Source organism: Brevibacterium zhoupengii, assembly GCF_021117425.1.
Classification (GTDB): domain Bacteria; phylum Actinomycetota; class Actinomycetes; order Actinomycetales; family Brevibacteriaceae; genus Brevibacterium; species Brevibacterium zhoupengii.
Genome location: NZ_CP088298.1, coordinates 2,339,991 through 2,364,159, shown reverse-complemented (window position 1 = coordinate 2,364,159; position 24,169 = coordinate 2,339,991). Strand labels below are relative to the sequence as shown.

Here is a 24,169-nt window from a genome sequence, read left to right as displayed (position 1 = left end):
GCAGTTGATTCTATCGTTCAGGCCATGGGCCAGGAGCCATCGACGACGGCTTCGGCGTTGCCCTTTCTGCGCAGCCAGGATTGCAGGTCAGCGGCCTGATCGCGCTTCCATTCGCCTTGTGCGGCCATGATTTCGTCCCGGCTGAGCTGGGCAATTTCCTCTGAGCTCTGTGCCAATGCTCGGGAAATGTCCAGGGCAGCCAGCGCGTCTGCGGCGGCATCATGGGCATCGAGCAGAGAAACCTTCCACCGCTTGGCCGTCTCGGTCAGGGTCCTCTTGCCGCGCCGGAACTGTTCGATTCGTTTGTCCAGAACGAAGGTGTCGACGATCGTCGGCAGCAGCGCCGCAAGATCGACGTGCGGCTGATGGCGTTTGACCTCAGCGGACATGACGCTGAGGTCGTAGACGATGTTGTGGCCCACGACTACAGCATCTGCTGACTTGAGATCGGCGAGGACCGTGCAGAGTTCGGCAACCACCTCGGCAACCGGTGCTCCATTGGCTTGGGCGAACTCGGTGGTGATGCCGTGAACGGCTCTGGCCGGTTCTGGAATCTCGACTCCGGGATCGGCCAGCCAGGTACGGGAGCTGTCGGCCGATTCGACGAAGGCCGCAGTCACGATCCGTGCTGTCGCGGGGTCGACGCCGGTCGTCTCGAGGTCGAAGCCGACCAGCCGTGACTGAGACCAAGCATCGGCAGAGACCGGTTGCGAGCTCTGCGAGACTCGAGACTTCGCGGCAGAGACTGAGGTGGCCGCGAACCCTGATGCGGGCCCGGACCCGGGCCTTGACGCGGCCGCGGAGGCCGTCACGCTGGTATTCACCGGCGCCGGCTGGGGGAAGCCGCTTTGGCCGATGCCCCTGCCGGCATCGCCGAGTGCAGCGATGAGGTTGTCGACAGAGCGTCGAATGTTCTGGCCTTGGGCAGCAGCCTCCACCGCAGTGCGATCGAGTTCGCTGGGCACAGATTCGAGATCGAGCCCATGGGGGACATCGGTCAGACACCGCATGACCTCGATGGTCTTATGCAGAGTCTCCTCTTCCTCGATCAGGGTCGCGGCTCGCTTAGGGCTGAGACCTCCGGTCTTCACCCCTGCCTTCGCTGCCTTGATGATCGATTCGAGGGAACCGAAGTTCGCCAGCAACGTCGCCGCGGTCTTCTCCCCGATGCCAGGCGCTCCCGGCAGCCCGTCCGAAGGGTCTCCGCGCATCGCGGCGAGCTCCCGATACCTGGTGCCATCGGGCACCCCGTATGCCTCGGGCAGGTCTGGCTGCGAGATCGCCTCCCACTCTCCACCCTTCCGGGGACGCAGAACACTGACGTCGGAGGCGGAATCGATGAGGGCGAGCAGATCACGGTCGGGAGAGACGATGACCACGGGGGTCCGCGACTGGGCGGCCATGGTCGCGATCACGTCGTCGGCTTCGGTGCCGTCAACCTCGGCGATGGGGATGCCTGCGGCACGCAGGACATCGGTCATGATCGGCAACTGTGCGTCCAGTTCGGGTGGGATCTCCGTGCCTGCTTCGGCATCCTTGACCCGGGCAGCCTTGTACTCAGGCATGATCGCGGTGCGGAATGCCGGGCGCCAGTCGGCATCCATGGTCGCCACGACCCGTGGGGAGTTGAAGCGGCGGATCATCTGCGCGACCGCATCGAGAACGCCGCGCACGGCATTGACCGGCTGACCTTCGTCGTTGACGATCGAGTCGGGAACCGAATAGAAGGCACGGTAGTACAGGGCAGGCGTGTCAATCAGAACCAAGGGCTTCACACTCGATGACGATACCCGACACCCCTGACGCGAGTGCAACGTCGCCCACAGCAGAGGTGTAACCTGTCGGCTGTGACTATGTACTTTGGTGGAGATGTTTACAGCAGTGTCGACCCGTTTGCGACTGCCCTTGGCTCAAAGGACGGGAAGGTCTCGTTCATCGGCTCCGACGAGGCTGCGCTGGCCGCGGATCCCGACGCGATCAACCTCGACGGGGACTTTCTGACCCCAGGGTTCGTCCATGCGGGACTGGTTCTGCGCGGCGGTGGTCCCGATGGGAACCGACTCGTCGAATCCGGATACACGCATGTGCACATCCTCGGCGGTGCCGAGGATGTGCAGGAATTCCAAGCACGCGCACCGCAGAGCCTGCGGATCGTCGCCTACCCTGAGGCTGGGTCCGGCGACGCTGCGACAGCGGGCGCGGGCGAGGGCCGGGCGAGCATCACCGCGGACGACTTCCTCGACCTCAAGGAGATGCCTGAGACCTCCTTGTACATCCAGGTCGAGTCGAATCAGCGCCTCGGTGAGGTCCTTGACCGAGTGCGCGGGCAGGCAGCACTGGCTCAACGCAACGGCTATCGCCTGCTGTTGAACTTCAGCGTCGACGAGGAGTTCGTCACTCCTTTGGGCTATTCCGGCATCGCGATCACTCTCGATCCGGCACAGCCGCAACCTCTGGCGCAGCTGCTCTCGGCAGGTGCTCAGGTGTCGTGGACCGACTCTCAGGATTCACCGTGGGCGACGGTGCGCTCAGCCGTCGTCGGGGAACACGGAATCGGTGCACGCGCGGCGTTCAACGCGGCCACCCGATTCGCTCACCGCGCCGCCGGCAATCCCGATGGGGGAGTCCTCGCCCCGGGCGCCGACGCGGATTTCGTGCGGTGGCAGGTGGAACGACTTGTTGTTCAGGTCGCGGACGCGCGTGTGGCTGCGTGGAGCACAGACCCTCGTTCGGGTACTCCAGGACTGCCGGAACTCTCCTCCGACGTGGCGCTGCCGACCCGCATACCGCTCGGCGAGGGCGTCTAGAAACAACCTCGGATGTGAGGCGAGTCACGCCCCGTCAGAGGCAAGGCGACACGCCGAGAAGGATCTATTTTGATCATTCTGTCTTGCGTCTGACCTGGAGATTTGAACATAACCGCAGGTCAGAGGGATTTTGCAAAGACGCTGAGAGCTACTAGATTCGTTGTTGACATTCCACAGCAGCTGGGATGGAGCCGGCACTCCCGTCATTAGATAACTCGTTACTCAACGTGGTCCGAAGGCGAGGGTGTCGGCTCATATTTTGACTGGTGCGACGCGTATCGTAGTGGCCGTGGTTTCTAAGACTCTGGTCGTCATTCCGACCTACAACGAACGACTCGCTCTGCCCGTGACGCTGTCCGGGCTGTTTGAGAACCAGCCCGAAGTCGATGTACTCGTCGTCGACGATGGTTCACCTGATGGCACCGGCGACTGGGTCGATGAACAGGCTCGAACTGACCCGCGTCTGCACGTCCTGCACCGCAGCGAGAAATCCGGGTTGGGAATGGCCTATATCGCAGGCTTCGAATGGGCACTGGAACGCGACTACGAGATCATCTGCGAATTCGACGCCGACGGATCTCACCGCCCCCTTGACCTCGGACAGCTCCTGGCCGTCGCGCAGGCCGGGCACGCCGACCTGGTCATCGGCTCACGCTGGGTTCGCGGCGGGGCGATCGTGGACTGGCCACGCTCACGCTTCTTCCTCTCCCGCGGCGCCAATATCTATGTCAACACGGTCATGGGCCTCGGCGTCAAGGACGCGACAGCAGGGTTCCGTGCGTATTCGCGAGAGGTTCTGCAGAGCCTCGATCTCTCTGGAGTGCAGTCTCAGGGCTACTGCTTCCAAATCGACATGACCTACCGCACTGTCGAAGCCGGATTCCGTGTGGCCGAGGTCCCCATCGTCTTCGTCGAACGCGAGCTGGGGGAGTCGAAGATGAGCGGGTCGATCATCTCCGAGGCGTTCACCAAGGTCGCCGGGTGGGGTCTGACCCGGCGCAGTCGTCAGGCCCGAAGCTTCTTTGAACGGCTGAAGGCACGCAGACGAACTGCTTGATGCGATCCCCAGCGACTTCGGCGCGACCCAGGGCGGGGTTTTCGGGACAATGAAGGACGGGGTGCAGGTCCGATGACCTGCACCCCGTCCTGACCCTTGGATGCGCTTGTGCGACTCAGTTCAAAGGCGCTCAGGCCTGTGCTGGTACCTCGCCACGACGAACTGCGAGTCGCTCATCGAGCAGAACCTGAAGTTCGTCGAAGGAGCGGCGCTCAAGCAGCATGTCCCAGTGGGACCGCACGTGCTTGCCCGGCTCCCCATTGGGTTCATTCACGCCGACACGGGTGCCGATGCCGTGGATGCCAGAATCCCAGGTGGAGGGCACTTCGGCTTCGATCGAGAAGGGAACCTTGAATTTGGTTCCGTCCTCGCACTCGAATTCGACCATCTGGCGAGGTGCCGGTTCGACGCCCTCTTCTGTTTCCAGGCTGCGTGAGCCCAGCTGTGTTCCGCGGAGACTGCGTTCGCTCATATCTCTCTCACCTTCCGACTCGACTGCAGACGTCTCATACGAGGGAACAGTCTACCGTGTGCGCCTATTCCCAGCACTCAGGTCCACGCCGCGATCTCACGCAGCCCCAGCGGTACATCATCCGTGACGATTCCATCGACACCTAAGTCGAGGAGGGCACGCATGGCGGAGAGATCATTGATGGTCCACACATGGACCTGGAGCCCCGAGTGGTGAGCACGTGAGACGAAGTCCTCGGTGACGACGGGGATGCCCTTGAACGACATCGGCACCTGCAGAGCATCGAGACCGGTCGGGAGCGGACACAGACCTGAATCCGCCACGCCTGGCAGGCCGCCTAAGGCAAACAGGGCGGACTCGAGCACTCCGCCCGAGGTCCGTACCCCGGGCAGGGCCTCGCGCAGTCTGCGCAGAGTCGACGAGGAGAACGACGCCAGCCGGATACACTCCCCTGCGTCGCGGCTGCGGACGGTGCGGATCATCGGCGCAATGGAATGGTCGGCTTTGACGTCGATGTTCCATGCGACGTCCGGAAGATGCTCTAACAGCGTGGTCAAACGGGGCAGGCGCCCGCCCGCGATGAGGTCGATGGAATCGAGTTCGGCGGCTTTGAGATCGCGGATGCGGTGGGGGCGACCTGCAATGCGATCGAGATCGGCATCATGGGCGGCGAAGACAACTCCGTCGGCAGACGCATGGACGTCGGTCTCCATCCAACGCGCACCAGCCTGATGGGCTGCGGCGAACGCCTCGAGGGTGTTCTCGCTCATGCCTGGCCACTGCCCGCCTCTGTGAGCGATGATCTCCGCCTGAGAATTCATGGTCCAATCCTATGTTGCTGTTGACCTGGCGCGCAGGGTCGACAACTATGGAGACATGAGCCGAACACAAGATCCGATCGAACCTGACTACGTCATCGACTCCACCAAGCGGACCCCGACCGAAAGGGTGCGTTCGGCAGCCACCCGAGCCTACGGTGCGGCCAGCAGCAGTGTGAGGAACGCTCGCGAAGCCACCTCGAGCAACCGTCTCATCGAGACAACCGAGACGAATGTGAAGAAGGCGCTGGGCAACGTCTCCCACGCGATCGACGACGCCGTGCGCAGCGGCAAGGTCGAGCGAGCCTTCGACAAGGCCCAAGAGACCGTGACCACCGGCGCAGATACCGTACGGAAGCTGGTCAACCGCAAGTCCGAGTGACCCGAGAAACCATGGTGCGGCACGCTTTTTAGCGTGCCGCATTGCTTTTGTAACAGTTTCTTAATTAGACTGTGTTCAGGTAACGATCCGATAACTTGGAGTCAGTGTTGAGCCGCGCTCGATCACTGAGACCCATGTTTGCGAAGGACACCAGCTCATCTATACAAGGACTGACTGTGGGTAAACACTCTTCTCCCCGTTCGAAATCGACGGGATCGCTCTTCTCCGCGCTCAAGGCACCGAAGAAGTCCGGACGGCACTCGCCGCAGGGGACCCAGAGCTCTGCGAACACCGCAGGGGGAGTGTTGGCCTCCGTTCGTGCACGCCCGGTGCTCTCCGCATTCATCGTTCCCACCGCCGCAACAGCAGCGGTCGTCGCATCCAGCCTGGCGATGGTGCCCGGCAGCGCGGGCGGTGACCAGCAGGTCGTCGCCGAGTCTCCTGTCGTGGCCGCAGCCGAGGCGACCCAGTCCCCAGATGAGTTCCTGGCCAAAGCGAAGAAGCAGGCCAAAGAGAAGCCAGCCGAGATCTCCCTCGAATCCAAGGTCGAGACACCGACCCCGACACCATCGGAGACCGCGTCCGATGAAGCGGCGAGCACTGACGCCACCACCGGCGGCACAGACACGAAGAAGTCCGCTCCGGATACCAATGACGAGCCCTCGAAGTCCGGTGAGTCCGCCGGCGAGTCCGGTACCTGCCCGATGTCGTACTACGGCGGAGGAGACGGGTTCGACGGTCAGCAGACAGCCAACGGGGAGATCTTCGACACCAACAAGCTGACCGCGGCGCACAAGACGCTGCCCTTCGGCTCGCAGGTCAAGATCACCAATACCGCCAATGGAAAATCAGTGACTGTGCGCATCAATGACCGTGGACCCTACCACGGCAGCCGCTGCATCGACCTGTCCAAGGCCGCCATGGAAGCAGTCGGCGGAGTCGGCGCCGGGCAGATCAACGGCAAATACGAAGTGCAGTGATCCTCGCTGGAATCGTTCTCAGACGTCAGGGACCATTGCCCGCGGCCACTTGATATGCCCGCCGATGCAGCGCCAGCCGGAGCTCATCCGGTGACATGACCTCGATTCCGGCCACCGTGATCAGCTGCGAGACGGCTATGTCCATGGGCTCCATCGGAAGGTCGATGATGTAGTCGTCGCCGCTGATGGATCCAGCCTCGATCGCGTCATCGGTGACTCGACCGGGAACTGCCCGGCGCAGGTCGTCGAGGTTGTGGCTCGGAACCCGCAGTCTCACCGTCGTCGAACGGATGCTGCGGTCGAATTCGACCTGAGACCTCGACCAATAGTCGCCGAGGTGAAATTCCACCGGCCGTGAAACCGCGACGAAGCGCAGTCCGATCGCAGTCATCCGGGAGACCCGGTATGTTCGGGGTCGGCCTCCGGGAGGCTGCGCGACGAGGTACCAGCGTCCCGCCTTGACGACGAGTCCCAGCGGAATGGCAGTGCGAGGTCGCGATCCGGTATGGGACGCGTAGCGAAACTGCAGTCCGCGGTGGGCACGCAGAGCCGTGACGATCACCGAGAGCGCCTCGGGGCGCTCGTGAGTCATGAACCAGTCAGGCCCGTCTACGAGCACGCTCGATGAGAAGACGGAATCCGTCTCGGACAGGATCTTCTCCCGCGCCGTCGCCAACTCCCGAGCGAACCCGAGATCGCCCGCCGCAGCATCTCCGATGAGCACAGAATCAACCTCATCACGAGTCATTCCCGACAGCGGAGAGGTCCACGTTCCCAGCAGACTGATTCCTCCGCCAGGGCCGGCCTCTGCCACCACGGGCACACCCATACGCGAGAGATCGCCGAGATCGCGATAGACAGTCCGTTCGGTGACCTCGAGTCGTGCCGCCAGATTCGCTGCCGTGATCGGCACGCTCCTGGCACTGAGGATGACGATCTCCGACACCAGCCGTGCTGCCTTCATGCTCATCAAGAATAGTCATCATCACTGACAGCAGGTGTCAGTGATCGCGCGACATGCTGGCATCATGACCTCATCCCACGCACCAGCAGAACCAGAATCTCCTCCTTTCGTCCAGCGCCCGCTCAAGGACCGTGTGGCTCTCGTCGCCGGCGCGACCCGCGGTGCCGGACGCGCCATCGCCCGCGATCTCGCCCGGGCAGGAGCGTACGTGTACTGCACAGGACGATCCACCTTCGCGCACCCATCTGACTACGGTCGAGGTGAGACGATCGAAGCTACCGCCCAGCTCATCCAAGCAGACGGCGGCCGTGCTCAGGCGCTCGTCTGCGATCATCTGAGGCCGGAGATGATCCACGAAGTGGTGCGACGCATCGATGAGGAGCACGGACGACTCGACGTTCTAGTCAACGACATCGGGGGAGAGGCCTACGTCTCCTGGGGCGAGAAATTCTGGGACACAGACTTCGAAGCGGGAATGAAGCTGATGAACGCAGGTCTGCTCACGCATCTCAACACGGCACACGCCGCACTTCCTCTGCTGACACGGGCCTCCGGGGGACTGCACATTGAGATCACCGACGGAACCTCCGAATTCAATGCAGCCCACTATCGGGAAGCTGTCTATCTCGACCTGACGAAGACCGCAGTGAGCAGGCTGGCGTTCGGACTCGGTCACGAGCTCATCGACTCCGGGTGCACCGCCTTGGCGATCACCCCAGGCTGGCTGAGATCGGAGATGATGCTCGAACTCTTCGACACGAGTGAGCAGACGTGGCTGTCTGACTCTCTGGATGCCGACCGGGAAGTGCCTCCAGCGGACTTCGCGATTTCCGAGAGCCCGCACCTGCTGGGGCGCACCCTGGTCGCCGTGGCCTCTGACCCAAATCGGCACCGGTTCAACACGCGCACATTGAGCACTTGGGAACTCGCAGATATCTACGCGATCGACGATATCGATGGTTCGCGACCAGATTCCTGGGGCTTTATGGCAGCCAAAGAGGCCGACTCGGGCGCGGACGCACGGGACTACCGCTGAAACCGATTCCGCACCGGACCAGCCGAACCCGAACTCACCTTGGCACGCCCTGGTTCCCTGGCTACTCTGATCACATAAGTGGAACCTTTGAAGGAGTGCAGGATGTCGGATCGAACATGCGATGTGGTCATCGTCGGAGCCGGCCCGACCGGCCTGAGCGCGGCCCGGACGCTGCAGGCAGCAGGCAAGGACGTCGTGGTCTTCGAGGCACGAGATCGTGTGGGCGGTCGGACGTGGACAGATCATATCGATGGTCAGATGTACGAAATCGGTGGTCAGTGGATCTCACCGGACCAGACGGCACTCCTCGAACTCGTCGAGGAGCTGGGCAAGGAGACGTACCAGCGCTACCGAGAAGGCGACAGCGTCTACATCGCACCGGACGGCACACGTGCCGTCTACAGCGGCGACATGTTCCCGGTGGGAGAGTCGACCCAAGCGGAGATGGAACGGCTGATCGCGCAATTGGACGAGCTTGCCGCACGCATCGGCCCCACAGCTCCGTGGGAAGCCGAGGATGCTGCCGAACTCGATTCGGTGTCGTTCCACCATTGGCTGCGACAACAATCAGACGATGAGACCGCGTGCGCGAACATCGGCATGTTCATCGCGGGCGGAATGCTGACTAAGCCGGCCACTGCCTTCTCCGCGCTGCAGGCGATCCTCATGGCCGCCTCGGCGGGATCATTCACCCATCTCGTCGATGATCATTTCATCCTCGACCGCCGCGTCGTGGGAGGAATGCAGTCGGTCTCCGAACAGATGGCCGACGAACTCGGAGGAGACGTCGTCCACCTCAACAGCCCTGTTCGCACCCTCGAGTGGACCGAAGATTCGGTGACAGTCGGTACCGATGCGATGACCGTATCGGCCGATCGCGCCATTGTGGCGGTCCCACCGAACCTGTACTCGCGTATCAGCTACACCCCGCACCTGCCTCGACTCCAGCAGGTCTTCCACCAGCACCAATCGATGGGACTGGTGATCAAGGTCCATGCCACCTATCCGACACCGTTCTGGCGCGAAGAGGGCCTGTGCGGAACCGGATTCGGTGCCGGCCAGCTGGTTCAGGAGGTCTATGACAACACCAACCACGGTGAAGAGCAGGGAACTCTCGTCGGATTCATCTCAGACATCAACGCCGATGCGATGTTCGCCCTCGACGAGGCCACCCGCAAGCAGCGCATCGTCGAATCACTGGCAGACTTCCTCGGCCCACGCGCACTCGAACCTGAGGTGTTCTACCTTTCCGACTTCGGCTCCGAGGAATGGACTCGCGGCGCGTATGCGACCAGCTACGACCTCGTCGGGCTGCACCGGTGGGGTCAATTCCAGAACGACCCGGTCGGTCCCATCCATTTCGCAAGTTCGGACATCGCCGCACACGGGTACCAGCACGTCGATGGTGCCATCAGGATCGGGCAGGACACCGCCCGCAAGATCTTGGGTACCTGAGCGCATGCCTGAAAGGCTGAACTGATGACCTCGGCAACTCCACCACCGGGCCCGACCGAAAGCGCGTCCGCGACGTCCGCTTCGGGCCTGAGCTCCAAGGGACTGTCGGCGGGCAAGATCGGGGCCATCGGCGGTGCCGTCATCGGCATCTCCTGCATCGCGCCCGCCTACACCCTGACCTCGGGGCTGGGGCCGACGATCTCGCAGGTCGGTGTGCACACTCCTGCGATTCTGCTCATCGGATTCGTTCCGATGCTGCTCGTGGTCTTCGGCTACCGCGAACTCAACACCGCCATGCCCGATTCCGGTACGACCTTCACCTGGGCGACCCGAGCCTTCGGGCCTTGGCTCGGTTGGATGGGAGGCTGGGGGCTGATCGCGGCCACGATCCTCGTGCTCTCGAACCTGGCTGCCGTGGCAGTGGACTTCCTGTTCCTGCTGCTGGCACAGATCTTCGGTGACCCCGGCATCGCCGATCTGACCCGGGTACTGTGGATCAACATTCCTGTGACTGTGCTCCTGACCGCGGCGGCCGCGTGGGTCTCCTACCGCGGAGTCGAAGCCACCGAGAAGATCCAGGTTTGGCTCGTCGCCTTCCAAGTGCTTGCTCTCGGCTGGTTCGTCATCGCAGCATTCGTCCATGTGTCCAACGGCACTGCATTCGACCCCACACCGGTCGAACTCGGCTGGTTCAACCCTGCCGAGGCCGGTGACTTCTCGATGGTCGCGGCCGGAGTGTCCCTGTCGATCTTCCTCTTCTGGGGCTGGGACACCGTCATCACCATGAATGAGGAGGCGAAGGACCCGGAGAAGACTCCCGGCCGCGCTGCGATGCTCACGATCATCGCCATCGTCATCATCTACCTGGCCTGCACCGTCGCAGTCATCTCCTTCGCCGGTGTCGGCACCGAGGGGCTGGGGGCCGGGAATCCGGAGAATCAGGAATCCATCTTCGCAGTCCTCGCCGGACCGGTTATGGGACCCTTCGCCGTCCTCGTCTCCATTGCCGTCCTCTCCAGCTCGCTGGCATCGCTGCAGTCGACGATGGTCTCTCCCTCGCGCACGATCCTGGCCATGGGCCACTACGGAGCACTGCCGAAGAAGTACGGCAAAATCTCGCCCCGGTACAAGTCTCCATCCGTGGCCACCATCACCTCGGCGGCGGCCGCAATCATCTTCTACGTGGTTATGCGTTTACTCTCAGAGAACGCACTGTGGGACACGATCACCGCATTGGGTCTCATGGTCTGCTTCTACTACGGTGTGACCGGCCTGGCCTGCATCTGGTACTTCCGACGGTCGCTGTTCTCCGGGGCGAAGAACTTCTTCTTCAGGTGCCTCTTCCCGCTGGTCGGGGGAGTGACCCTGCTGGTGATCTTCGTGACCACTGCGATCGACTCGCTCGATCCCGACTACGGTTCCGGCTCCTCGGTCTTCGGCATCGGACTGGTCTTCGTGTTGGGCATCGGCGTCCTGCTCCTGGGCGTGGTCATCATGATCATCCAATCTCGCAGGCACCCCGACTACTTCCGCGGAAAGACGCTGACGCAGGGAGTCCACACAGAGTGAACTCGAGAGGCAGCGACACTCCGTCCGTGCAGCAGCTGGTCCTTCTGAGGCGAGTGCGCGATCGCATCGACAGAGAATTCGACCAGCCTCTCAACGTCGAGGAACTCGCTGCCGGGGTGCACATGTCAGCCGGGCACCTCAGCCGCGGATTCAGAACTGCCTATGGGGAGTCGCCCTATTCGTATCTCATGACCCGGCGCATCGAACGCTCCATGGCACTGATTCGTCGCGGTGACCTGTCGATCACGGATATCTGCTTCGCCGTGGGATTCTCATCCCTGGGAACGTTCTCCACTCGATTCAGCGAACTCGTCGGGGTCTCACCTTCGCGCTACCGTTCCGGAGTCGTAGAGGGCGACCACGACCTGCCGACGATCATCGTCAAGAATGTGCTCAGACCGGTCAGGAATCGAGAAGTTCCACCCCGGTGATGCGCACTAGGATGGCGATCATGAATATTTCAATCAACGCCAGCTTCCTGCCTCACACCGATGCCGAAGCATCTCTGACCTTCTACCGTGACGTCCTCGGCTTCGAGGTTCGCCTCGATGTCGGATCCGGGCAGATGCGGTGGCTGACTGTGGGCCCTGTGGATCAGCCCGACACCTCGATCGTGCTCACCCCCGCAATCACAGACCCGACCATCAGCGACGAGGAGAAGGCAGTCATCCAATCGCTCATGGCCAAGGGCAGCTACGCCGCGATCGTCCTGGCGAGCACGAACGTCGATGAGGCCTTCGCCGAGGTGGAGGGCAGAGGAGCCGACATCGTCCAGGAGCCGATGGACCAGCCCTATGGTCTCCGTGATTTCGCACTGCGCGATCCGGCCGGAAACATGATCCGCGTCCAGCAGCGCGGCTGATCGGTATGACGCATCCAGCCGATGACCATGAGCTCATTCGCGTGCAGGGAGCTCGCGAGAACAATCTCGCAGACATCTCTGTCGACATCCCCAAACGACGACTCTCCGTGTTCACCGGAGTCTCCGGTTCCGGCAAATCGTCCCTGGTCTTCTCCACGATCGCAGCCGAGTCCCAACGCCTGATCAACGAGACGTACAGCGCTTTCGTCCAGGGTTTCATGCCGACCATGGCCAGGCCTGAAGTTGACGTGTTGGAGGGCCTGACCACCGCCATCATCGTCGATCAGGAACGTATCGGGGCCAACCCGCGATCGACGGTGGGCACCGTCAGCGACATCAATGCGAAGCTGCGTACCCTGTTCTCCCGGCTGGCTCAACCGAACCTGGGTTCGACCAAGGCCTATTCCTTCAATGTGGCCACGATCAGCGGCAAGGGAGCCGTGACGATCGACAAGGGTGCCGACAAACAGGTCGAGCGGCGAACCTTCACCGTCAACGGAGGGATGTGCCCTCAGTGTGAGGGAATGGGCACGGCCACAGACATCGACATCGCCGAGGTGGTCGACTCCTCGAAGTCTCTCAACGAGGGTGCGATTACGATCCCCGGCTACAAGCCCGGCGGGTGGAGCGTGCGATTCTACTCGGAATCGGGATACTTCGACCCAGACAAAACGATCGCCGACTATACAGAAGAGGAGAGGCACAATCTCCTCCACGCCGAGGACGAGAAGATCGTCATCAACGGCACGAACATGACCTTCGACGGACTCATTCCCCGGATCCGACGCTCGTTCCTGTCCAAGGACCGCGACGCGATGCAGAAGCATGTGCGCGAGTTCGTCGATCGTGCGGTCGTCTATACGCAGTGTCCCGAGTGCTCCGGCACACGGCTGAACTCGGCGGCACGAGGATCGAAGTTGGTTGGCCTGTCGATCGCCGAGGTCTGCGCCATGCAGGTCTCTGACCTCCTGGACTGGCTGGCCCAAGCCCCCGATGAAGGCGTCAGCAACCTCGTGGAGTCGCTGACCGCAGATGTGCAGGCCTTCGTCGACATCGGCCTCGGCTATCTCTCCCTTGACCGTTCGGCCGGGTCGCTGTCCGGGGGAGAAGCACAGCGAATCAAGCTGGTCCGACACCTCGGGTCATCACTGACCGATGTCACCTATATCTTCGACGAACCCACGATCGGGCTCCACCCGCACGACATCGCCGCAATGAATGGCCTGCTCATCGCGCTGCGTGACAAGGGAAACACAGTCCTCGTCGTCGAACACAAACCCGAGACCATCAGAATCGCCGATCACGTCATCGACCTCGGACCCGGGGCGGGAACGGCCGGGGGAGAGGTCTGCTTCACCGGCACCGTCGACGACCTCATCACCAGCGACACTCTCACCGGGCGACATCTCAACGACCGTGCGCAGCTGAAGGCGACAACCCGTGAACCGACCGGATGTCTTGAGATCAGGGGAGCGCAGGCCCATAATCTGCGCGGTGTCGATGTTGATGTTCCTTTGGCGGTCATCACAGCGATCACCGGTGTGGCCGGCTCGGGCAAGAGCACCCTCATCGAAGGATCGCTGCGCCATCGTGATGGTGTGATCATGATCGATCAGGCGGGGATCAAGGGCTCACGTCGGAGCAACCCGGCGACCTACACCGGCATGCTCGAACCTATTCGGAAGGCATTCGCGAAGGCCAACGGGGTCAAACCCGCACTCTTCAGCGCGAACTCCGAAGGGGCATGCCCTGTCTGCAACGGTGCCGGGATCATCTACTCCGATCTCGGAATGATGGCGGGAATGTCAGCGCCCTGCGATGTCTGCGACGGCAAGGGCTTCCAGGCCGAAGTCCTCGAATACACGCTGGGTGGCAAGAACATACGTGAGGTCCTTGACCTGCCGGTGACAGCAGCCATCGAATACTTCGCGGCAGGGGAGTCTCGGATCCCGGCAGTGAATAGGATCATCGCCAACCTTGCCGAGGTGGGGCTGGGATATGTCAGTTTGGGGCAACCGCTGACGACCCTGTCCGGCGGTGAGCGGCAGCGTCTCAAACTCGCCACACATCTGTCGGCCAAAGCCGCGGATGCCGCACAGGTGATCATCCTCGACGAACCGACGACGGGACTGCACCTCGCCGACGTGGACAACCTGCTCGGAATGCTCGACCGCCTCGCGGACGCAGGCAGAACAGTCATCGTCATCGAGCATCATCAGGCAGTCATGGCCCACTCCGATTGGATCATCGACCTAGGACCCGGGGCCGGACACGACGGTGGTCGTATTGTCTTCGAAGGCACTCCGAAGCAACTCGTGGACTCTGCCTCGGAGCCGGACGCGTCCTTGACTGCACGGCACCTGGCGGTCTATGTATCAGGTGCCTGAGCCCTCTAACGGGGGAGGTTGAGCCGCTTATCGGGGGAGTCGAGCACCTCCGGGAGACTCACCCGATGACGCCAGCTACTCAGTTAGTGTTGCGACTTCTGTGAGTCGATTCGGAGCGCGGAGGCCTTGATCTCGGTTCACACCGGTACTCAGATCCGTTACGGTGTATAACGACTCGGTAACGACCGAGTTACAGAACCGAAATGCAGTCGTATTACGGAGATGAGACAGTGAACCTCTACAGCACAAGCCTCCGCAAGGTCGCCCTCGTTGCAGGAGCCGGCGCGGTCGCCGCAGCCGGACTGACGGGAATGAGCGGCCCAGCTCAGGCGTCCACGGGGGCTCAGTCCTCGGAAGGCGTCTGGGACAAGGTTGCCGAGTGCGAGTCCGGCGGTGACTGGCACATCAACACCGGCAATGGCTACTACGGCGGACTTCAGTTCTCGGAGCAGACTTGGAAGGCCTTCGGCGGTGACGGTATGCCGCACAAGGCCAGCAAGGCAGAGCAGATCGATGTCGCTCAGAAGACTCTCAAGGAGCAGGGTCCGGGGGCATGGCCGGTCTGCGGTGAAGAAGCTGGTCTGACCAAGGCCAACGGCGCTGCAGACGATGGCGACGGATCCAAGGATGACGGCAAGGTCGGACTCGGCGGCAGCTGAGACACCTGCCGACACACGCAGTTGGCTGACACTGAGTCAGCACGATGACGGCCGCGAATAGCTGAGAAGCTATCCGCGGCCGTCATCTTTTTGTACGCTGGTGACTGGCCGGTAACTAGGACCGTTGCGGGGATGGCACCAGAACTGATGACAGGACCGACAGCTCAATATCGTCGGTGTCGCTTGGCTCATCTGGTCTATGTGTGTAACGCCGATAATATACATTATGTTAAGTAAATTCATTCGTCGCCACTACTTCCGCAACCGGCACCATGGCCAAAGGAGAATTCATGACCGCAGGAACAGCAGACACCACAGGCACTACAGAGACGCAGCGCACTTCCGCACACGGCGATCCGCGCAGTCTGGACACCGCAGCCTCGGGCGCGATCTTCACGATCTGGCAGAAACTGCAGAAGGTCCCGTTCGGCAACTGGCTCTTCACCCGTGCCGTGTGCTTCAAGGCACCCTACTTTCGCACCGTTCATCCGCAGATCCATGAACTGCGTCCGGGATACTGCCGTGCCAGCGCCCCGAACCGCCGCGGCGTGCGCAACCACCTCGGTACCTATCACGCCATCGCCTCATGCAATATGGCTGAGATCGCTGGCGGCATGATGACCGAGGCGACGGTTCCGGCAACGCATCGCTGGATTCCTGTCGGAATGACGGTTGAGTACAAGGCCAAGGCCACCACCGGTGTCACCTCGATTGCCCGACTTGATGCGCTTCCAGAGTTCGGTGACGATCCGATGGAACTGATTGTGCCTGTCGATGTCCTTGATGCTGACGGTCATGTGTTCGTCTCCGCGGAGATCACCATGAGGGTCTCTCAGAAGAAGGCTGCCTAGGTCGACTTGCTGAGACTCTGGTCATTGCTGAGACTCTGATCGACCGATCCGGAATGTGGTGCGCACTCCCCTGTTTTATCGAGGCCGACTTTGAGTCTGCTGGTGGCCGTTCCGCTTCCCGGATGTAGGAATCGCACGGGACGCGATCAAACGCGCGTGAGCGGAAGGTGCGGCGTCGGCGGCAACTCGACGTGGATCGAGTCTCCGGCAGCCACGCTTCCGCCGCGGGAGACGATACCCATGACCCCGGTGAGTCGGACAACGTCGCCCTCGCTGTCGGTCTTGACCACGTGTTTCAGCAGGCCAGGTTGAAAGTCGTTGATCTGCTGGCACGGGTTGCGGAGACCCGTGATCGTGACGACAGCGAGGCCGAAATGAAGCCGAGTGCCGACAGGGAGCGCCAGCAGGTCGATATCCCGAGTGGTGATGTTCTCGCCGAGATCACCAGGGGCGACTGAGTGATCGCTTTTGCGGAGAGCGTCGAAGAGCTCAACGTGGATCAGATGCACCTGGCGCATGTTCGGCTGCGATGGGTCGGCGGCGACCCGCGATCGGTGCTGCACTGTCACGCCACAGTGCGCATCCCCTTCGACGCCGAGCCCCTCGAGGAGCGTGATCGAATCACACGTCGTCTTGCTGAAGTTGTGCCAAGCGCTGGAATGAACAGCGACGACCTGCGGATCCATGACCCCATCGTGCCACGAGCTACGGAAGTTGCCCCTCAGCGTCCCGAGATCGCCAGCACCCGCTCTGCGTGGGATCCGGTCTGTCGTGCCCTCGGCTGCGCATATCCCCCGGTCTCCCCCAGCTCGACGATGAGTTCGTCGAGTTCTGTCGACATGAACTCTGCCAGCTGATCATCAATCGGCCAGGAATCTCCGGTTCCGACAGAGAGGTCAGCCGCGTGGAGTACCAATTCGAGAATGCGCATTCGGATCAGCTGGTGGCCGGAGATCGGGCCGATGCGATGGGGCACCTGTCGGTCGAGATCGCACTCCCCCGCAATCCTGCGGAAGGCCTGTTCATGGCTCCAGAACGACGCAATTCGATCCTCGCCGAGGTGGTTCTGGCCTCGGGTGGCCTCGACCTCTGCAGGTGGGGATTGGGACAGCAGTTTTTCGTAGCGCAGTCCCCCGCCGATGAGATGGTTGATCAGCTCCTGATTGGTCCACTCACTGCACCCGCTCCTGAGTTTAAGGTGCTGATCTGAGACGCGGGTCAGGGCGGTCACCCAACAGGTCTCTGCCTGGTCGAGATAGCTGTCGATGTTCTGCTTGGCCATGGTTTGAGGCTTCCTGATCGCGGATGGTTGTGTTCCCGACGATACTCATCGAATTCGTTGATGGTCGGCATTGAGAAGTCAGTTCTCGCCAGTCGGGAAGTCTCGTCAAAGATGACCATTTGAGCCCTGTCTCGGTATAAGTTACTCACACACGTGATGTGGACCACAAGGATGTGGTTCGGTCCCCGTGAGCAACTCCGACAAGGAAGTGAGGAGCCCCGCTATGGTGCTGGCAAGTCAGTCGGCCGATTACATCGGTCTCGCAAATGCCCCGGTTCTCTGGATTCTGGCAATGGCAGTCATGGGCGTCGTCGTCGTCCAGTCACTCATCTACATGACCGCGGTGAAGAAGAACGCCGAATCGGCGGGTATGAGCCAACAGGAGGTCAAATCAGCGTTCAGAGCCGGCGGTGTTGCTGCGATCGGACCGTCATTGTCTGTCGTCCTCGTTGCGATCGCGCTTCTCCCCCTCTTCGGCACTCCCCCAGTCGTCGTGCGCGTCGGTCTCATCGGTTCCGCCGCCACCGAGGTTGCCTCGGCTTCGATCGCAGCCGGCACCATGGGCTCGAGCCTCGGTGATGAGACCTTTACCCGCGGCGTCTTCATCGTCGCTCTCATGGCGATGAGCCTCTCGGGTGCAGGGTGGATGATCTCCACCCTGATCCTGACTCCGGTCTTCAAGCGCAGCTCCCACAAGCTGGAGAAGGTCAATCCGGCGCTGATGTCCATCATTCCCGGAGCAGCACTGCTCGCGGCCTTCGCCGCATTGACGTTTCGGGAGCTTCCGAAATCCCCGACACACGTTATCGCAATCCTCGTCTCAGCTGTGGTGATGACGATCTGTCTCTTCCTCGCAAAGACGTTGAAACAGCCATGGCTCAAGGAATGGGGACTTGGAATCTCCCTGCTGGTGGGCCTTATCGCGTCCTATTTCGCCCATTACGCCGGTCTTGGCGCACCCGAAGCCTGAGGAGAACATCATGTCCAACATCGTCACGTCACCCTCACACGCGGCCTTCGAGCGCACCACGACCAAGTGGGGTTCACTCACTCTCTTCGTCGGGTTCCTCATCGCGACCTCGGTGCCCTTCTACCTTCTCTTCGTTGCGGATGCCAACGTCAATTTCGGTGAAATCCTCAAGGGATTCCTTGCCGTCTTCGCCGTCTACGGCGTCTTCTACATCGTCGAACCACTGACCTATTTCCCGATCCTCGGACCCGCCGGCATGTACCAGGCATTCCTGATCGGCAACATCTCCAACAAGCTCCTGCCCTCGGCGATTGTCGCGCAGGACACGCTCGGAGTGAAGCCGGGTACGCGCAAGGGCGAATACGCGGCCACCATGGCCATCTGCGGAGCGGCACTGATCCACGTGGCCTCCATGGTGCTCTTCGTGGGCATCCTCGGCACCTGGCTGGTCTCGATCATTCCCGAACCGGTGACTCTCGTAGCCAAGCTCTACATCCTGCCGGCCATCCTCGGCGGTGTCACAGTCCAGCTCATCGCCTCTCTGCGGCAGGTCAAGTCCACGCTCATTGCCTTGGGAGCGGCGGCCCTGGTCATCCTCGTCCTCATCCCGCTCGTCCCAGTCCTGGCATCCGGCGATGTTGCCATCGTCGTCATTCTGACGATCGCCATCACCTGGTTCACCCGGAACAAGGCCCTGACCGACAAGAAGGGGCCGGTAGACGGAGACAACGTCGGAATCAACTGACGGTCACCTGCCACCTCATCATTCAATACCTGAGACCATCGAAGACACCCATACTGTGAAAGGACATCATGTCGCTCAACACCACTCTTCGGAGTGCGATCTCGCACAATCTTGCACAGACCGTCGCCGACTACAAGGACTTCCATCGCACGCCCGAGCTGTCGATGCAGGAGACTCAGACGGCCGCGACGATTCGCTCTAAGCTCGAAGCGCTCGGACTTGAGACCCGCACCTACGGCGGCACCGGCATCGTCAGCGTGATCGAAAACGGCGAAGGCCCCGTCGTGGCCTACCGGGCCGACACCGACGGTCTGCCGATCGCCGAGGACACAGGATACGACTACGCATCGACGGCCGAGGGAACTCTGCCCGATGGATCGACCACTAAGGTCATGCACGGCTGCGGTCACGATACGCACATCACCGTCGGACTGTATCTGGCCCGCTACCTCGTCGAACAGAAAGACCTGTGGTCAGGCAGCGTGGTCATGATCTTCCAGCCCGGCGAAGAGACCGGAGAGGGCGCTCGGGCGATGCTCGACGACAGTCTCTGGGACTCGACCGTCAAACCAGAGGTCATCTACGGACAGCACGTATGGCCAGGCAAGGCCGGGCATGTCTACGTGGCCAAGGAGACCGCAATGGCGATGTCTGACTGCCTCAAGGTCACGGTCAGAGGCAAGCAGGCTCATGGTTCACAGCCGGAGAATTCAGTCGACCCGATCGTGCTCGGCGCGTACATGATCACCCGCCTCCAGAGCATCGTCTCTCGAGAGATCTCTGGTCGAGATATGGCTGTCGTCACCGTCGGCACCTTCCACGGCGGGCTGAAAGAGAACATCATTCCCGATTCCGCGGAATTCAAACTCAACATCCGCACCTTCAACGAGGAGGTGCGTGATGTCGTTCTCAACCGCGTCGAACGCATCATCCTCGCAGAGGCGCAGGCATCCGGAGCGCCGGAGCCGATCATCGAAGAGATGTATCGCTTCCCTCGCTGCTACAACGATCCTGCAACTACCGACCAGTTCCTCGAGGCCGCCGGATCCGAGCTCGGTGTGGAGCAGGTCCACTTGGACCAGGCCGTCACCGGCAGCGAGGACTTCGGGGCATTCGGCGACGACATCGGTGTGCCCTACGTCTACTGGTTCTTCGGCGGGTACTCCCCCGCAAAATTCGACGGTGATGAACCGCCAGCAGGCAACCACTCCCCCTTCTTCGCTCCAGACGATGTCGAAACCACGCTGGAGACCGGTATTCGTGCGGCACTGAGTGCCGTTCTCAGCACGGTCGGGAAGTGAGACGATGAGCGAGGAACTGCATTGGCTGTCCACCCGTGAGCTGGCGGCGAAGATTGCGACGAAGGAGATCTCTGCCCGAGAGGCACTCAGCGACCACTTGGCCCGCATCGATGCCCTCAACCCGGCACTGAATGCGGTTGTCACCCGCGATGACGAGGGCGCGCTGGCACGTGCCGAGGCCGCTGATCAGGCGGTGGCAAATGGTGAGCAGATCGGACCGCTGCACGGAGTGCCGATGACCCACAAGGACACGCACGACACTGCCGGGATGCGCACCACCTGGGGTTCGCCGATCATGGCCGATCGTGTTCCAGACACTGACTCCCTCATCATCGCCCGTCTCAAAGAGGCAGGAGTCAATACGACGGGCAAGACGAATGTGCCTGAGTTCGCGGCAGGCTCGCACACCTTCAACCCGGTCTTCGGCACCACCGTCAACCCCTATGACACGAGCAAGTCCGCTTCGGGCTCCTCCGGTGGAGTCGGAGCTGTCCTGGCTGCTGGCATCCAAGCTTCCGGAGATGGATCGGACATGGGAGGGTCGCTGCGCTCCCCCGCGTCGTTCAACAATGTCGTGGGGTTTCGCCCGTCGAATGGGCGACTTCCTCATACGCTTCCCGGCAACCCGTTTGCGTGGTTGGCGCAGAGCGGGTTCATGGCCCGGACGGTCTCGGACGTGGCGTTGACGATGAGTGCGACGGCCGGGCCGGAGCTAGGCGGGCCTCGTTCGATCGGCGAGCCCGGCAGCGTCTTCGATCTGCCCGAGTTCGAGCTGGGAAATCAGAGCGAACCTGACCTACATGGTGTCAAGATCGGATTCAGTCCAGACCTCAACGGGCTGCTCCCCGTCGAAAGGGAGGTCCGCGACATCGTGGCGGGTACGGCAACCGTCTTCTCCGACCTGGGGGCACGTGTCGTCGACACGATCCCCAACCTCGGCGATGCCGATGAGGTCTTCAATGTTCGGCGTGCCCTCGATTTCGTCTATTCCTGGGGCCCGCTGCTGGAACAGCATCCGGACCAGATCAAGGATTCTGTGATCTGGAACATCGAGATGGGACTGAAGCTGACCGGCAACGACGTGGTCTCTGCCGATCGTGACCGTGCACGTCTGCATGGCGAAGTTGAGCACTTCTTCGGCGACCACGATCTGTTGGTGCTCACCACCTGCCAAGTGCTCCCTTTCGACGCCACCATCGAATACCCCACAGAGATCAACGGTGTCGGACTCGAGAACTATCTCGACTGGATGCGCGCCCTGTGTCTGATTTCGGCCACAGGGTGCCCGGCGATCTCCGTGCCTGCCGGTTTCTCGGAGTCGGGACTGCCGGTGGGAGTCCAGCTCGTAGCCAAACCAGGTGCCGACGTGGACCTGCTGCGGATGGCGCATGCCTTTGAGGCGGCGACCCAGGTCCATCGTCGCCATCCTCAGTTGGCTGCGTCGATGCCCTGATCCTTCGCGATCTGGGAGATCTCAGTGGCCAAGTCGATGTCTTTGTCGGTGATCGACCCGGCGTCATGGGTGGTCAGTGAGATATCCACGTGTGGGAACCGCAGGTCCACGTCCGGGTGGTGGCCTGCGGCTTCTGCTGCCTCGGCGATGGCGTTGATGAACGTGACTCCACTGACGAAGGATCCCGTGAGGAATCGTGCGTGGAGTGCGTCGTCGGTCGATTGCCATTGTGTGAGTTCGTCGATTCGATCCTGCATGGACCCAGCTTGGCACCGGGTCCGGCGCGGTGTCCATGGCCACGACATCGGCAGATGCAGCGAATCCGCTGGGTCAGGTATGCCATGCCTCAGCATTGTTTGCCGAGCCTTCCCACACTGGAACCGTTCTAGAAAAGGTGTCAGGATATGGAACATGAGGACGGAACGAATCCGTCTCGTATCGCGAAGGAGAAACATATGCAGTTGAGCCCCGCAATGCAGAAGGTCCTCGGCGAGCAGGTCACTCTCGAGCTCGAAGCGTCGATGGTCTACCTGCAGCTGTCCATTCAGCTTGATGATCTCGACCTTCCCGGAATGACTCGCTGGATGCGTGCGCAGTCCGAGGAGGAGCAGGTTCATGCCGCGAAATTCATTCAGCACTGCCAGGATCGTGGCTTCGCTCCGCAGATCGGTGACATCGCTGCCCCGAAGGTCTCGGGCTCACAGCCCATCGACTACTTCAAGGCCGCCTTGGCCCACGAGGAGAAGGTCTCCGAATCGATTCGCAACCTCTACCGCACTGCTCAGTCGGAGACCGATCTCGACGTCCTGCCGCTGCTGCACTGGTTCATCGACGAGCAGGTCGAAGAGGAATCGACCATCTCTGAGATCATCGGTCGCCTTGAGCACGTCGCCGACAGCGGTTCCGGTCTGCTCCGGATCGATTCCGAGCTCGGATCACGTCACCCTGACATCAAGGCTGACAACGAGTGATCGACAGATCATGATCTGCCACGCGTGACCTGCAGTCACCGTCGGCTCAGCAGCGAATGGCCGGACCCGCACAGGGTTCGGCCATTCGCTGTTTCAGTGTCCGAGTCTCCAGTACGCGCAGTCGACGGCAGTGCCGGATGCCAGGGCAGACGAATCGCTCAGGTGCCGAGCACTGCCTGTGAAATGAGCAGGACGACGGGCAGAGTGATGAGCATGAGCACGGTCTGGGCCGCGATGAGGGCGGCCATGAGTTCCGAATTGCCGCCGAGCTGCCTCGCCATGACATAGCCGGAGCTGGCCGTGGCGATCGATTGGAAGATCATGGCCACCAACGCCGGCGTGGTGGGGACGTCGAGCAGGAGGAGAGTGAGCAGAGTCACCGCAGGCAGGACGATGAGCTTTGCCACGGTGGAATTGACCAGTCCCACGACTTGGGCGCGAAACGGGAATCTTCGCAGACCGGCGCCGACACATAGAAGTCCGATCGGCAGGGCCGCGGACGCCAATGGTGACAGCACGGAGTCGAGCACATCGGGCACGCGAGCTCCGGTGAGGTTGAACGCTCCCCCTGCAGCACACCCGATCACCAGTGGGTTCGTCACGATGACGCGGACGATTCCGAGCACGGAGCTGGGTCCGGTGCGCAGAAACTCGAACCCCAGGCTGGAGATGATGTTGACCGTGGGCACGAGGACGGCCGCCACGATGGCGGCCAGGGCACTCCCTTCGGGTCCGAACATGCTGGCCGAAATCGAGAGTCCGATATAGGTGTTGAAGCGGATTCCACCCTGCAGCACCGAGGTGAATGAGGGAAGATCGCGAGCCACGTACCGACGCAGCACGATGATGAGGATCGATACGAGCAGAGTCGGGGCGATGAGGCCCACGGTCAGTCGTCCGAGGGGAACGTGTGTGACGCTGACGTCGGCGACCGAGGTAAACAGCAGCACCGGCAGCAGGCAGTAGTAGGCGAGTTTCTCGGCCCCTGACCAGAAATCGGGATTGGTGAAACCTGGGAGTCTTTTGAGCACACTGCCGAAGAAGATCAGAACAGCGACGGGAACGAGGGCGAGGAGGACCGGAGTGAGACTCACGAGACTGAGAATTTCATGAGATGGGAATCATTTCAAAGTTGAGTGTGTTTGACT

25 protein-coding genes are annotated in these 24,169 nt (G+C 61.7%); 17 read left to right on the top strand and 8 right to left on the bottom strand.

Going from position 1 to position 24,169, the window contains the following annotated elements:
• Window positions 1-17: 17 nt before the first annotated feature.
• Window positions 18-1,775 (bottom strand): 5'-3' exonuclease H3TH domain-containing protein, encoded by a 1,758-nt coding sequence (locus LQ788_RS10810; protein ID WP_231440875.1) that lies wholly within the window; start codon window positions 1,773-1,775, stop codon window positions 18-20.
• 78 nt (window positions 1,776-1,853) lie between these two features.
• Between LQ788_RS10810 and LQ788_RS10805 the strand changes: the two genes are divergently transcribed.
• Together LQ788_RS10805 and LQ788_RS10800 are read left to right on the top strand one after the other, a co-directional pair.
• Window positions 1,854-2,807, top strand: coding sequence for a metal-dependent hydrolase (locus LQ788_RS10805; RefSeq protein ID WP_231447399.1), 954 nt, complete (start codon window positions 1,854-1,856; stop codon window positions 2,805-2,807).
• Window positions 2,808-3,090: 283 nt separating this feature from the next.
• Window positions 3,091-3,864 carry a polyprenol monophosphomannose synthase gene (locus tag LQ788_RS10800; protein ID WP_317207037.1) on the top strand — a complete coding sequence of 258 codons (774 nt, stop codon included), beginning with the start codon at window positions 3,091-3,093 and terminating at the stop codon, window positions 3,862-3,864.
• Window positions 3,865-3,994: 130 nt separating this feature from the next.
• Here the strand turns inward: LQ788_RS10800 and LQ788_RS10795 are convergent, their stop codons facing one another.
• On the bottom strand, window positions 3,995-4,336 hold the full coding sequence (locus LQ788_RS10795) for an RNA polymerase-binding protein RbpA (protein WP_231440872.1): 342 nt from the start codon (window positions 4,334-4,336) through the stop codon (window positions 3,995-3,997).
• Window positions 4,337-4,413: 77 nt separating this feature from the next.
• Complete coding sequence (locus LQ788_RS10790) at window positions 4,414-5,157, bottom strand: glycerophosphodiester phosphodiesterase family protein (protein ID WP_231440869.1); 744 nt, start codon at window positions 5,155-5,157, stop codon at window positions 4,414-4,416.
• A gap of 55 nt (window positions 5,158-5,212) precedes the next feature.
• Here LQ788_RS10790 and LQ788_RS10785 point away from each other — a divergent pair, with 55 nt between their 5' ends.
• Both LQ788_RS10785 and LQ788_RS19870 read left to right on the top strand, forming a co-directional pair.
• A complete protein-coding gene (locus LQ788_RS10785) occupies window positions 5,213-5,536 on the top strand; it encodes a hypothetical protein (protein ID WP_231440868.1) in 324 nt (107 codons plus the stop codon).
• A gap of 176 nt (window positions 5,537-5,712) precedes the next feature.
• On the top strand, window positions 5,713-6,516 hold the full coding sequence (locus LQ788_RS19870) for a septal ring lytic transglycosylase RlpA family protein (RefSeq protein ID WP_317207036.1): 804 nt from the start codon (window positions 5,713-5,715) through the stop codon (window positions 6,514-6,516).
• A 25-nt stretch (window positions 6,517-6,541) separates the two neighbouring features.
• On the opposite strand, the gene LQ788_RS10775 is transcribed toward LQ788_RS19870, so the two are convergent.
• The gene (locus tag LQ788_RS10775; RefSeq protein WP_231440866.1) at window positions 6,542-7,480 is read right to left on the bottom strand and encodes a helix-turn-helix transcriptional regulator; all 939 of its coding nucleotides are present in this window, start codon (window positions 7,478-7,480) and stop codon (window positions 6,542-6,544) included.
• A 64-nt stretch (window positions 7,481-7,544) separates the two neighbouring features.
• Between LQ788_RS10775 and LQ788_RS10770 the strand changes: the two genes are divergently transcribed.
• The 8 genes from LQ788_RS10770 to LQ788_RS10735 all read left to right on the top strand — a co-directional run bounded on the left by LQ788_RS10770 (window position 7,545) and on the right by LQ788_RS10735 (window position 16,299).
• Window positions 7,545-8,516 (top strand): SDR family oxidoreductase, encoded by a 972-nt coding sequence (locus tag LQ788_RS10770; RefSeq protein ID WP_231440863.1) that lies wholly within the window; start codon window positions 7,545-7,547, stop codon window positions 8,514-8,516.
• A 102-nt stretch (window positions 8,517-8,618) separates the two neighbouring features.
• Entirely contained in the window at window positions 8,619-9,971 is a 1,353-nt protein-coding gene (locus tag LQ788_RS10765; protein ID WP_231440861.1) for a flavin monoamine oxidase family protein, read from the top strand.
• A 24-nt stretch (window positions 9,972-9,995) separates the two neighbouring features.
• Window positions 9,996-11,540, top strand: coding sequence for an APC family permease (locus tag LQ788_RS10760; RefSeq protein ID WP_231440859.1), 1,545 nt, complete (start codon window positions 9,996-9,998; stop codon window positions 11,538-11,540).
• Window positions 11,541-11,566: 26 nt separating this feature from the next.
• Complete coding sequence (locus LQ788_RS10755) at window positions 11,567-11,971, top strand: helix-turn-helix transcriptional regulator (protein ID WP_231440856.1); 405 nt, start codon at window positions 11,567-11,569, stop codon at window positions 11,969-11,971.
• Window positions 11,972-11,982: 11 nt separating this feature from the next.
• Window positions 11,983-12,402: a VOC family protein gene (locus LQ788_RS10750; RefSeq protein WP_231440854.1), complete on the top strand. Its 420-nt coding sequence runs from the start codon at window positions 11,983-11,985 to the stop codon at window positions 12,400-12,402.
• A 5-nt stretch (window positions 12,403-12,407) separates the two neighbouring features.
• A complete protein-coding gene (locus tag LQ788_RS10745; protein ID WP_231440852.1) occupies window positions 12,408-14,789 on the top strand; it encodes an ATP-binding cassette domain-containing protein in 2,382 nt (793 codons plus the stop codon).
• Window positions 14,790-15,019: 230 nt separating this feature from the next.
• A complete protein-coding gene (locus LQ788_RS10740) occupies window positions 15,020-15,448 on the top strand; it encodes a transglycosylase family protein (RefSeq protein ID WP_317207035.1) in 429 nt (142 codons plus the stop codon).
• A gap of 290 nt (window positions 15,449-15,738) precedes the next feature.
• Complete coding sequence (locus tag LQ788_RS10735; protein ID WP_231440848.1) at window positions 15,739-16,299, top strand: hotdog fold domain-containing protein; 561 nt, start codon at window positions 15,739-15,741, stop codon at window positions 16,297-16,299.
• Window positions 16,300-16,445: 146 nt separating this feature from the next.
• On the opposite strand, the gene LQ788_RS10730 is transcribed toward LQ788_RS10735, so the two are convergent.
• Window positions 16,446-16,985: an MOSC domain-containing protein gene (locus tag LQ788_RS10730; protein WP_231440846.1), complete on the bottom strand. Its 540-nt coding sequence runs from the start codon at window positions 16,983-16,985 to the stop codon at window positions 16,446-16,448.
• A 35-nt stretch (window positions 16,986-17,020) separates the two neighbouring features.
• Window positions 17,021-17,581, bottom strand: a complete 561-nt coding sequence (locus LQ788_RS10725; RefSeq protein WP_231440844.1) for a maleylpyruvate isomerase N-terminal domain-containing protein — start codon at window positions 17,579-17,581, stop codon at window positions 17,021-17,023.
• Between the two features lie 223 nt (window positions 17,582-17,804).
• On the opposite strand from LQ788_RS10725, the gene LQ788_RS10720 reads away from it, so the two are divergent.
• The 4 genes from LQ788_RS10720 (at window position 17,805) to LQ788_RS10705 (ending at window position 22,050) form a co-directional block, all read left to right on the top strand.
• Window positions 17,805-18,551 (top strand): DUF5058 family protein, encoded by a 747-nt coding sequence (locus tag LQ788_RS10720; RefSeq protein WP_231440843.1) that lies wholly within the window; start codon window positions 17,805-17,807, stop codon window positions 18,549-18,551.
• Window positions 18,552-18,561: 10 nt separating this feature from the next.
• Window positions 18,562-19,296 (top strand): hypothetical protein, encoded by a 735-nt coding sequence (locus LQ788_RS10715; RefSeq protein ID WP_231440842.1) that lies wholly within the window; start codon window positions 18,562-18,564, stop codon window positions 19,294-19,296.
• A gap of 68 nt (window positions 19,297-19,364) precedes the next feature.
• The gene (locus tag LQ788_RS10710; protein WP_231440841.1) at window positions 19,365-20,597 is read left to right on the top strand and encodes an amidohydrolase; all 1,233 of its coding nucleotides are present in this window, start codon (window positions 19,365-19,367) and stop codon (window positions 20,595-20,597) included.
• A 4-nt stretch (window positions 20,598-20,601) separates the two neighbouring features.
• Entirely contained in the window at window positions 20,602-22,050 is a 1,449-nt protein-coding gene (locus LQ788_RS10705; protein ID WP_231440839.1) for an amidase, read from the top strand.
• Here the strand turns inward: LQ788_RS10705 and LQ788_RS10700 are convergent.
• Window positions 22,026-22,307, bottom strand: a complete 282-nt coding sequence (locus tag LQ788_RS10700) for a 4a-hydroxytetrahydrobiopterin dehydratase (RefSeq protein WP_231440836.1) — start codon at window positions 22,305-22,307, stop codon at window positions 22,026-22,028. The two genes, LQ788_RS10705 and LQ788_RS10700, sit on opposite strands and share 25 nt — an antisense overlap.
• 198 nt (window positions 22,308-22,505) lie before the next feature.
• Between LQ788_RS10700 and LQ788_RS10695 the strand changes: the two genes are divergently transcribed.
• Complete coding sequence (locus LQ788_RS10695; protein WP_231440834.1) at window positions 22,506-23,021, top strand: ferritin; 516 nt, start codon at window positions 22,506-22,508, stop codon at window positions 23,019-23,021.
• A gap of 158 nt (window positions 23,022-23,179) precedes the next feature.
• Here LQ788_RS10695 and LQ788_RS10690 read toward each other — a convergent pair whose 3' ends face one another.
• Complete coding sequence (locus LQ788_RS10690; RefSeq protein WP_231440833.1) at window positions 23,180-24,115, bottom strand: AEC family transporter; 936 nt, start codon at window positions 24,113-24,115, stop codon at window positions 23,180-23,182.
• Between the last annotated feature and the right edge of the window lie 54 nt (window positions 24,116-24,169).

Excerpts from the sequence above, each read along its gene's own strand:
- LQ788_RS10805 (WP_231447399.1), top strand. The coding sequence starts at position 1,854 with ATGTACTTTGGTGGAGATGTTTACAGCAGTGTCGACCCGTTTGCGACT.
- LQ788_RS10795 (WP_231440872.1), bottom strand. The coding sequence starts at position 4,336 with ATGAGCGAACGCAGTCTCCGCGGAACACAGCTGGGCTCACGCAGCCTG.
- LQ788_RS10790 (WP_231440869.1), bottom strand. The coding sequence starts at position 5,157 with ATGAATTCTCAGGCGGAGATCATCGCTCACAGAGGCGGGCAGTGGCCA.
- LQ788_RS10785 (WP_231440868.1), top strand. The coding sequence starts at position 5,213 with ATGAGCCGAACACAAGATCCGATCGAACCTGACTACGTCATCGACTCC.
- LQ788_RS10775 (WP_231440866.1), bottom strand. The coding sequence starts at position 7,480 with ATGAAGGCAGCACGGCTGGTGTCGGAGATCGTCATCCTCAGTGCCAGG.
- LQ788_RS10770 (WP_231440863.1), top strand. The coding sequence starts at position 7,545 with ATGACCTCATCCCACGCACCAGCAGAACCAGAATCTCCTCCTTTCGTC.
- LQ788_RS10765 (WP_231440861.1), top strand. The coding sequence starts at position 8,619 with ATGTCGGATCGAACATGCGATGTGGTCATCGTCGGAGCCGGCCCGACC.
- LQ788_RS10760 (WP_231440859.1), top strand. The coding sequence starts at position 9,996 with ATGACCTCGGCAACTCCACCACCGGGCCCGACCGAAAGCGCGTCCGCG.
- LQ788_RS10750 (WP_231440854.1), top strand. The coding sequence starts at position 11,983 with ATGGCGATCATGAATATTTCAATCAACGCCAGCTTCCTGCCTCACACC.
- LQ788_RS10745 (WP_231440852.1), top strand. The coding sequence starts at position 12,408 with ATGACGCATCCAGCCGATGACCATGAGCTCATTCGCGTGCAGGGAGCT.
- LQ788_RS10735 (WP_231440848.1), top strand. The coding sequence starts at position 15,739 with ATGACCGCAGGAACAGCAGACACCACAGGCACTACAGAGACGCAGCGC.
- LQ788_RS10730 (WP_231440846.1), bottom strand. The coding sequence starts at position 16,985 with ATGGATCCGCAGGTCGTCGCTGTTCATTCCAGCGCTTGGCACAACTTC.
- LQ788_RS10725 (WP_231440844.1), bottom strand. The coding sequence starts at position 17,581 with ATGGCCAAGCAGAACATCGACAGCTATCTCGACCAGGCAGAGACCTGT.
- LQ788_RS10720 (WP_231440843.1), top strand. The coding sequence starts at position 17,805 with ATGGTGCTGGCAAGTCAGTCGGCCGATTACATCGGTCTCGCAAATGCC.
- LQ788_RS10715 (WP_231440842.1), top strand. The coding sequence starts at position 18,562 with ATGTCCAACATCGTCACGTCACCCTCACACGCGGCCTTCGAGCGCACC.
- LQ788_RS10710 (WP_231440841.1), top strand. The coding sequence starts at position 19,365 with ATGTCGCTCAACACCACTCTTCGGAGTGCGATCTCGCACAATCTTGCA.
- LQ788_RS10705 (WP_231440839.1), top strand. The coding sequence starts at position 20,602 with ATGAGCGAGGAACTGCATTGGCTGTCCACCCGTGAGCTGGCGGCGAAG.
- LQ788_RS10700 (WP_231440836.1), bottom strand. The coding sequence starts at position 22,307 with ATGCAGGATCGAATCGACGAACTCACACAATGGCAATCGACCGACGAC.
- LQ788_RS10695 (WP_231440834.1), top strand. The coding sequence starts at position 22,506 with ATGCAGTTGAGCCCCGCAATGCAGAAGGTCCTCGGCGAGCAGGTCACT.